This is a genomic window from Rubrobacter aplysinae (assembly GCF_001029505.1).
Taxonomy (GTDB): domain Bacteria; phylum Actinomycetota; class Rubrobacteria; order Rubrobacterales; family Rubrobacteraceae; genus Rubrobacter_A; species Rubrobacter_A aplysinae.
On the sequence record NZ_LEKH01000028.1, the window covers coordinates 1 to 7,382 of the forward strand.

The 7,382-nt window shown below is 61.7% G+C and carries 5 protein-coding genes and 3 pseudogenes; 7 read left to right on the forward strand and 1 reads right to left on the reverse strand.

The genetic code is table 11. The annotated features are described in order from the left end of the window. The 6 genes and pseudogenes from ABD53_RS15340 to ABD53_RS18065 form a co-directional block, all read left to right on the forward strand. The coding region (locus tag ABD53_RS15340) for an aldehyde dehydrogenase family protein (protein ID WP_047866711.1) at positions 1-389 on the forward strand (389 nt) is incomplete at its 5' end. 66 nt (positions 390-455) lie between these two features. After that, entirely contained in the window at positions 456-2,027 is a 1,572-nt protein-coding gene (locus ABD53_RS15345; RefSeq protein WP_047866712.1) for an APC family permease, read from the forward strand. A 37-nt stretch (positions 2,028-2,064) separates the two neighbouring features. Then, positions 2,065-4,026: a primary-amine oxidase gene (locus ABD53_RS15350; RefSeq protein ID WP_047866713.1), complete on the forward strand. Its 1,962-nt coding sequence runs from the start codon at positions 2,065-2,067 to the stop codon at positions 4,024-4,026. 137 nt (positions 4,027-4,163) lie between these two features. Then, positions 4,164-5,621, forward strand: coding sequence for a gamma-aminobutyraldehyde dehydrogenase (locus tag ABD53_RS15355; protein ID WP_047866714.1), 1,458 nt, complete (start codon positions 4,164-4,166; stop codon positions 5,619-5,621). A gap of 45 nt (positions 5,622-5,666) precedes the next feature. Then, positions 5,667-5,738 (forward strand): annotated as a pseudogene (locus tag ABD53_RS18060) (hypothetical protein); the annotation flags it as partial. A gap of 445 nt (positions 5,739-6,183) precedes the next feature. Then, positions 6,184-6,372: pseudogene (locus ABD53_RS18065) on the forward strand (aldehyde dehydrogenase family protein); the annotation flags it as partial. A 196-nt stretch (positions 6,373-6,568) separates the two neighbouring features. Here the strand turns inward: ABD53_RS18065 and ABD53_RS16280 are convergent. After that, positions 6,569-7,012, reverse strand: a complete 444-nt coding sequence (locus ABD53_RS16280) for a GFA family protein (RefSeq protein WP_053058168.1) — start codon at positions 7,010-7,012, stop codon at positions 6,569-6,571. Between the two features lie 252 nt (positions 7,013-7,264). Between ABD53_RS16280 and ABD53_RS18070 the strand changes: the two are divergent. Further along, positions 7,265-7,382 (forward strand): annotated as a pseudogene (locus ABD53_RS18070) (S-(hydroxymethyl)glutathione dehydrogenase); the annotation flags it as partial.

Below are 7,382 nucleotides of genomic sequence, written 5' to 3' on the forward strand. Positions count from 1 at the left end.
TGACAGATGAGATGCGGGTCTCGAGAGAGGAGATCTTCGGCCCCGTACTTTCGGTGGTGCGGGTAGGCAGCTTAGAAGAGGCCATAGAGTTCACAAACGGCTCGGACTTTGGCAACGCCTGCTCCATTTACACGGAGAACGGGGCGGCTGTAAGGCACTGGAGAGAAGAGGTGGAGGCCGGGATGCTCGGGGTAAACATCGGGGTAGCGGCACCGATGGCGTTCTTTCCGTTCAACGGGGTGAAGAACTCTTTCTACGGTGACCTGCACGCCACTGGAAAGGACGGGGTGAGGTTCTTCACCGAGAACAAGGTACAGGTCACCCGCTACCTGTCTGACCCCACGGGTCCTGCTCCTGAAGTGGAGGGAACCGTCGGGCCCGGCGCCTGAGGGTCCAGCTTCCAATACAACCAGGGAAATGAACGATCCCGATACTCTGGAAAGGGAGACAAAAGGGTGACGGAGTCGCCGAGCAAGAACAAGATAGCCGCAGACGCGGAAGTCAAGGAAGACAAAGGTCTAAGGCACGATTCAGTCGGTATTCTGGGCAGCGTTGTCCTTGGTGTCTCGTGCGTGGCTCCGGCCTACGCGCTTACCGCGACGCTAGGCCCGACCGTCGGCGAGGTCGGACTGCAGATGCCGGCGATCTTCCTGGCGGGCTTCATCCCGATGCTGCTCGTGGCGTACGCGTACCGGGAGCTCAACAACGTCGCCCCCGACTGCGGCACCTCGTTCACCTGGACCGTGAAGGCTTTCGGGCCGCACATAGGGTGGATGTGCGGCTGGGGGCTGGTCCTGGCGACGGTGATCGTACTGTCCAACCTCGTGGGTGTAGCAGTAACGTTCTTCTACCTGATGCTCGGCAATATCTTCGGCAGCCAGAGCATCGGGGCGCTGGGCGATAACTCGCTGGTAAACGTGCTAACCACCCTCGTCTTCGTCGCCGCGGCCACGGCTATCTCCTACCGGGGCATGACCGCGACCAAGGAGCTCCAGTACGTGCTCGTCGGGCTACAGGTGGTGGTCCTCGCGCTCTTCGTAACCATGGCGTTCGCCGGTGGTATCGGCGGGGGATCTAGCCTCGCCATCGGGTTCTCCTGGAGCTGGCTAAACCCGTTCGCCATACAATCCTTTACGGCGTTCATGGCCGGGCTTTCTCTGTCCATCTTCATCTTCTGGGGCTGGGACACCACGCTAACCGTCAACGAGGAGACCACGGCCAGCGACAAGACGCCGGGGCGGGCTGCCCTGCTGACCATACTCACGATCCTCGGCATATACATGCTGGTCGCGATCTCGGCCCAGATGTTCGCCGGTATCGGGACGGAGGGCGCCGGTCTCGGCAACCCGGCGACCGAGGATAACGTGTTCGCCGCCCTGTCCGGCCCCGTGATGGGCGGGCTCGGGATCGCGCTCTTTCTCGCGGTGATGGCGAGCGCCGCCTCGAGCCTGCAGACGACGTTCTTGCCGGCCGCCCGGACGATGCTCGCCATGTCGTACTACAAGGCCGCCCCGGAGCACTTCTCCCGGGTTCACCCCCGGTTTCAGTCGCCATCTTTCGCGACGATGTTCTCGGGGGTGGCGACGGCGATCTTCTACACCCTGATGATGTTTATCAGCGAGAACGTCCTTGTAGACACGATCTACTCGCTCGGGCTGATGATCGCCTTCTACTACTCGCTGACGGCTTTCTCTTGTGTCTGGTACTTCCGCGGGGAGCTCCTCGCGAGCCTGAAAAACTTCCTGTTCAAGGGCCTTTTCCCGGGACTTGGCGGGATAATGCTCGCCATCCTGTTCGTCAAGACGGCCATAGATACCTGGGACCCGGCCTACGGCACCGGCGGGACCATCTTCGGTATAGGCAACGTCTTCGTCCTCGGGGTCGGCCTGCTCCTGCTCGGCATCGTGCTCATGTTCGCCTGGCGGCTCCGCGCGCCGGCGTTCTTCCGGGGCGAGACCCTAACTCGCGACACAGCATCGCTCGTAACAGAAGAGGAGTTGGTGGGAGAATCGGAAGAAGATAGGTGAGGATGGCCGAGAGCGAGAGAGTGGAGAAGAGAAACCTATGAGCGAAACATCTTCGAGAGAAACCGCGGCGATCGCACAGCATCCGCTAGACCCGTTGACCGAGAGTGAGATCCGGCGGACGGTCGAGACTTTGCGTAAAGAGAAGGGAGTAGATGAACGGTGGCGCTTCGCCTCCATAGAGCTTAAAGAGCCGTCCAAACAGGCGCTCAAGGAATACGCCCCGGATAGCCGGCCATCTAGAGAGGCGGTGGCGATCTTTTGGAATCCGGCAGACGGTCAGACATATAAGGCTGTAGTCTCCCTTACGGAGGCCCACGTAAGTTCGTGGGAGCACCGCCCCGGAGAGCAGCCGAACGTAACCGTGGACGAGTACCAGGAGTGCGACGAGGCGCTGCACCGGGACCCCAGGGCCGCCGAGGCGCTCTCCCGGCGCGGTATCACGGACCTGGACAACGTCCTCTTCGACGTCTGGGCTTATGGCGGAGCGCTGGTGCCAGAGCAGTACCGCAGCCGCCGCGTGGGCTGGGTGGACGTGTGGCGGCGGGAGAGAGAGGCCTCCAACCCGTACGCGCACCTGGTCGGCGGGCTCCACTTCATAATGGACCTCAACGGCATGGAGCTGCTGGAGGTCGAGGACGAGTACCGGGTCGGGGAGCCGGAGCTCATGGGCGAGTACGTGCCCGGGCACGTATCCCGGCACCTGCCCGGTGCAGAGCGGCGGGAGCTCAAGCCGCTGGAGATCACACAGCCCGAAGGGGTGTCGTTTACCCTGGAGGGCCACGAGCTCGGGTGGCAGGGCTGGTCCATGCGCGTGGGCTTCAACCACCGGGAGGGTCTGGTCCTTCACACCGTCGGCTACGAGGACGGTGGTAGGACGCGGCCAGTGGCGCACCGGATGTCCTTCGCCGAGATGGTCGTGCCGTATCTTGACCCCGGCGTGGATCACTACCGCCGCACCGCCTTCGACATCGGGGAGTGGGGGCTCGGGTTCATGACCACCTCCCTCGAGCTAGGCTGCGACTGTCTGGGTGAGATCCGCTACCTGGACGCGGTGCTCCACGACTCCCGCGGCGAGCCGTACGAGATCAAGAACGCCATCTGCATCCACGAGGAGGACGACGCCGTCCTCTGGAAGCACGTGGACGAGAGGGCCGGGACCGAGGTACGCCGGAGCCGGCGGCTCGTGGTCTCGTTCCACGTTACCGTCGCAAACTACGAGTACATCACCTACTGGCGCTTCTACCAGGACGGCAACATAGAGTGCGAGGTGCGGGCGACCGGGATCATGGTCACCACCCCGCTAGCCGAAGGGGAAGAGCCGCTCCACGGCACTCTGGTAGATAATCGTACCTACGCCCCGCACCACCAGCACTTCCTGGTGGCCCGGCTCGACCTAGACGTGGACGGGGAAGACAATACCGTGTACATGTCGGAGTCCGTGGTGCTGCCGACGAGCCGGGAGAACCCTCACGGCCTGGCCATGATGCAGCGCAACACGCCGCTTCGTACCGAGGAAGAGGGGAAGCAGGACTACGAGTGGAGCACCCAGCGGTACTGGAAGGTGGTCAACGACGGGGTAAAGAACGGCCTCGGGACGCAGGTAGGCTACAAGCTCGTCCCGGGCGCCTGCATGCCGGCCATGCTGGATCCTTCTTCGCCCGTGCTCCAGCGCGCTGGGGTCATAGGCCACACCCTGTGGGTAACCCCCTATAGCGAGAAGGAGCGGTGGCCGGCGGGCGAGCTTCCCACCCAGTCCGAGACTGACACCGGGCTCCCGGAGTGGACGCAGCGGAACCGCCAGATACAGGACACCGACGTGGTGCTCTGGTACGTCTTCGGAGTGCATCACATACCCCGTCCGGAGGACTGGCCCGTCATGCCGGTAGACACGGTCTCGTTCTGGCTCAAGCCGGTGGGTTTCTTCGACCGCAACCCGGCTCTAGACGTGCCGCCCAGCAGTAACGGCCACGGTTCGGCATGCCACGCCGGCGGACAATGAATGGAGGCAGAGAGGATGAACGATTATCCGCTGTCCGGGCAACGTTGACGTGAGGCGGGTAAAAAACCCAGAGCAAGACAGGCAAAGCGTAAGGGAAGCATGGATGGGCAAATGATGAGCAAAAGGAGGAGCACGGAATGACCACAGAGGCGGGCAAGTCAGGCAACGTACAGAACCTGCGGAACTTCGTGAACGGGGAGTACACGGATACCCGCGACGGCGAAGGCTACGACCTCATCAACCCGGCGACCGGGGAGGTCTCCGGCCAGGCCCCGGCCTCTAGAGAGGCCGACGTGAACGGTGCCTTCGAGGCCGCGGAGAAGGCCTTTGAGACCTGGCGCTACAGTACCCCCAAAGACAGGCAGCTTGCCCTGATCCGCATAGCCGACGCCCTCGAAGACCGGGCCGAGGAGTTCATGCGCGCCGAGGCCGAGCTTACCGGAAAGCCCATCGGGCTCCACATGGAAGAAGAGATCCCGATGATGCTGGAGCAGATCCGGTTCTTCTCCGGCGCGGCGCGGTGTCTCGAAGGCAAGTCCGCCGGGGAGTACATGGAGGGCCTAACCTCCTACGTCCGGCGCGAGCCCATCGGGGTCTGCGCCCAGATAACGCCGTGGAACTACCCGCTGCTCATGGCGATCTGGAAGCTCGCCCCGGCGATAGCCGCCGGCAACACCGTGGTCCTAAAGCCCTCCGATACCACCCCGCGCACCACCCTGATGCTCGCGGAGCTGGCCTCGGAGTTCCTGCCCGAAGGTGTCTTGAACGTGATCTGCGGCGATAGGGACACGGGCCGGCTCTTGATAGAGCACGACACGCCCGAGATGGTCTCTATCACGGGCTCCGTAAGGGCCGGCATGGAGGTCGCAAAGAGCGCGGCCACCGGCCTCAAGCGCGCACACCTGGAGCTCGGTGGAAAGGCCCCGATCATAGTCTTCGACGACGCCGACATAGAGGCCGCCGCGGAGGCGATAGCAATCGCCGGCTACTTCAACGCCGGCCAGGACTGCACCGCCGCAACCCGGGTACTCGCCGCCCCCGGAGCCTACGATGACTTCGTCTCCGCCCTTACAGAGCAGGCAAAAGACGCGAAGACCGGCGGCCCTGACGACGAGGACGCACTCTTCGGGCCGCTAAACAACGAGAATCAGCTAGAGCACGTGGCGGGTATGGTAGATAGGATGCCAGAGCACGCCGAGGTTCAGGCCGGAGGCCAGAGGGTAGGGGAGAGAGGCTTCTTCTACGCCCCCACGGTAGTCTCCGGGCTGCGCCAAGACGACGAGGCCTCGCAGAACGAGATCTTCGGCCCGGTAATAACCGTGCAGTCGTTCTCCGACGAAGAGGAGGCCGTGAGGTGGGCGAACGGGGTCAAGTACGGACTGGCTTCGAGCGTGTTCACCCGCGACCACGGCCGGGCCATGCGGGTAAGCCGGAGACTGGACTTCGGGACCGTGTGGATTAACACTCACATACCGCTGGTAGGCGAGATGCCCCACGGCGGCTTCAAGCACTCCGGGCACGGCAAGGACCTCTCCATGTACTCTCTCGAAGACTACACCCGCGTAAAGCACGTGATGAGCAACCTCGAAGCCTGAGTGCGGTTGTGGAAGGCGCGATGTGAAAGGAGAGATTTGGCCAGGGTGATAGGCATACCATCGGAGGTAAAGGACAGCGAGCGGCGGGTCGGGCTGCAGCCCGACGGGGCCGCGGAGCTAATGCACCAGGGCCACGAGGTCCTGGTCCAGGAAGGCTCCGGAGTCAAAGTGGCTTCCTCGGCCGGAGAGGTGTTCGCGGAGCCATCCTTTATCGTGAAGGCGTATCCTCTGAGTACGGCCTCTTCAAAGAGGGCCAGGGGCTCTTCACCTACCTGCATCTGGCTGCGGACAAGGAACTCACCGAGTTTCTCGTGCAGCGCAAGATCGACTCCATAGCCTATGAAACCGTGAAGCTACCTGGGCTGCGGTGCGTAAACGTCGGCGACGGCCTCAAGAAGACATTAGCGTAGGATCCCTTATCTGACCCGGAGCCCTAGAGAAGGTGGAGCGCCATGTCACGGACGCGAAGGAGAAAGGTGCCCGGATAGCGCTAGGCGGCGAGCGCAACGACGGCTCAACCAACGGATCGGCAAAGGGCTCGTGCTAGGAAGGCGGTAACTTCTACGCTCCGACAGCCTTGACAGTGGTGGACGAGACGATGTTCGTCGCAAAAGAAGAGACCTTCGGAACCGTAGCCGCGCTTTTGATCTTCGATACTGGAGAAGAGGCCATACAGCATATTTCACAGTATGACCTGTATCTTACCGGTATCCGGCATGCTCGAAGAAGCCTCGGGCATCCCCGTCGATGATAGCATCGAGCACCCTGCCCATCGCCTTTACCAGAGCTTCTCTAATCTTGGCAGACGCTCTAGTTATTGGGTTAGACAATCTATCCCATCGTGTCCAGACCTGCGCCGACAATACAAAATCCGCCGACTAAACAAACTCTAGCCAGCTCGTTACGGGACCTGTGTGCTGCGTAGCGCACCGCGCGACAGTGCTAGTTCAAGACGCTATCGGGCTATTGGCCCATCCCGGGTGCCGCGGCAGGCCATCGTCGGGGAGTTGGACCAGTTCCAGCTTGGAATCCGTAAATACCCAGCGGTCCGGCTCTCCTCCAACTTCGGAGTCCCGATCCAGCGTCGGAACGTGGACGAGCACGTGATCCGGAAACGGGTCTACCTCCAGAAACATGTGACAGCCACAGTCTCCGCAGAACTTGCGGTGGGCCGTCTCCTTGGTGTCGAAGTTCTTGATTTTGTTCTCGTTCTGGGTGATGCGGAATGTATCGCGCTCCACCACGGCTATGAGAGCCAGCGCTCCGCCGCTGATATCGGTGCAGTCCGTGCACAGGCAATAGTGAACCTCGAAAGGCTCCTTAGTATACTCGTAGCGTACCGGATCGGTGTTGCAACGACACCCCCCGGTTGCACGAAATCCTTCGCTCATTGTTTAATCTCCTTTCCCAAGAGATGTATTTATACCCTCTACGCCTATAAGCGTTAGCGTAAGTTATTACTATATGTTTGCCTCAGCAGTTTGTCTACCTTAAACTGTTATCGTAGTCGATTAAGGGTGAGATTGGCGTGCGCAACTCGCGATGGGACCCTGCCGCAGCAACACTCGTGGCGCTCTTTGAAGACCACGCTTGCTTGCAAGCGAGTTTGTAGTGCGCTCTGAAGAACCGGACGGGGAGCAGCGATGGAGATAAAGGCGGCGGTAGCATTCGAGGCGGAGAAGCCACTTAGCATAGAGACGGTGGAGCTAGAGGAGCCCAGAGGCGCCGAGGTCCTCGTAGAGATAAAGGCTACGGGGCACA

Bases quoted from the DNA above. Each gene is read 5' to 3' on its own strand.
- ABD53_RS15350 (WP_047866713.1), top strand. From the start codon at position 2,065: ATGAGCGAAACATCTTCGAGAGAAACCGCGGCGATCGCACAGCATCCG.
- ABD53_RS15355 (WP_047866714.1), top strand. From the start codon at position 4,164: ATGACCACAGAGGCGGGCAAGTCAGGCAACGTACAGAACCTGCGGAAC.
- ABD53_RS16280 (WP_053058168.1), bottom strand. From the start codon at position 7,012: ATGAGCGAAGGATTTCGTGCAACCGGGGGGTGTCGTTGCAACACCGAT.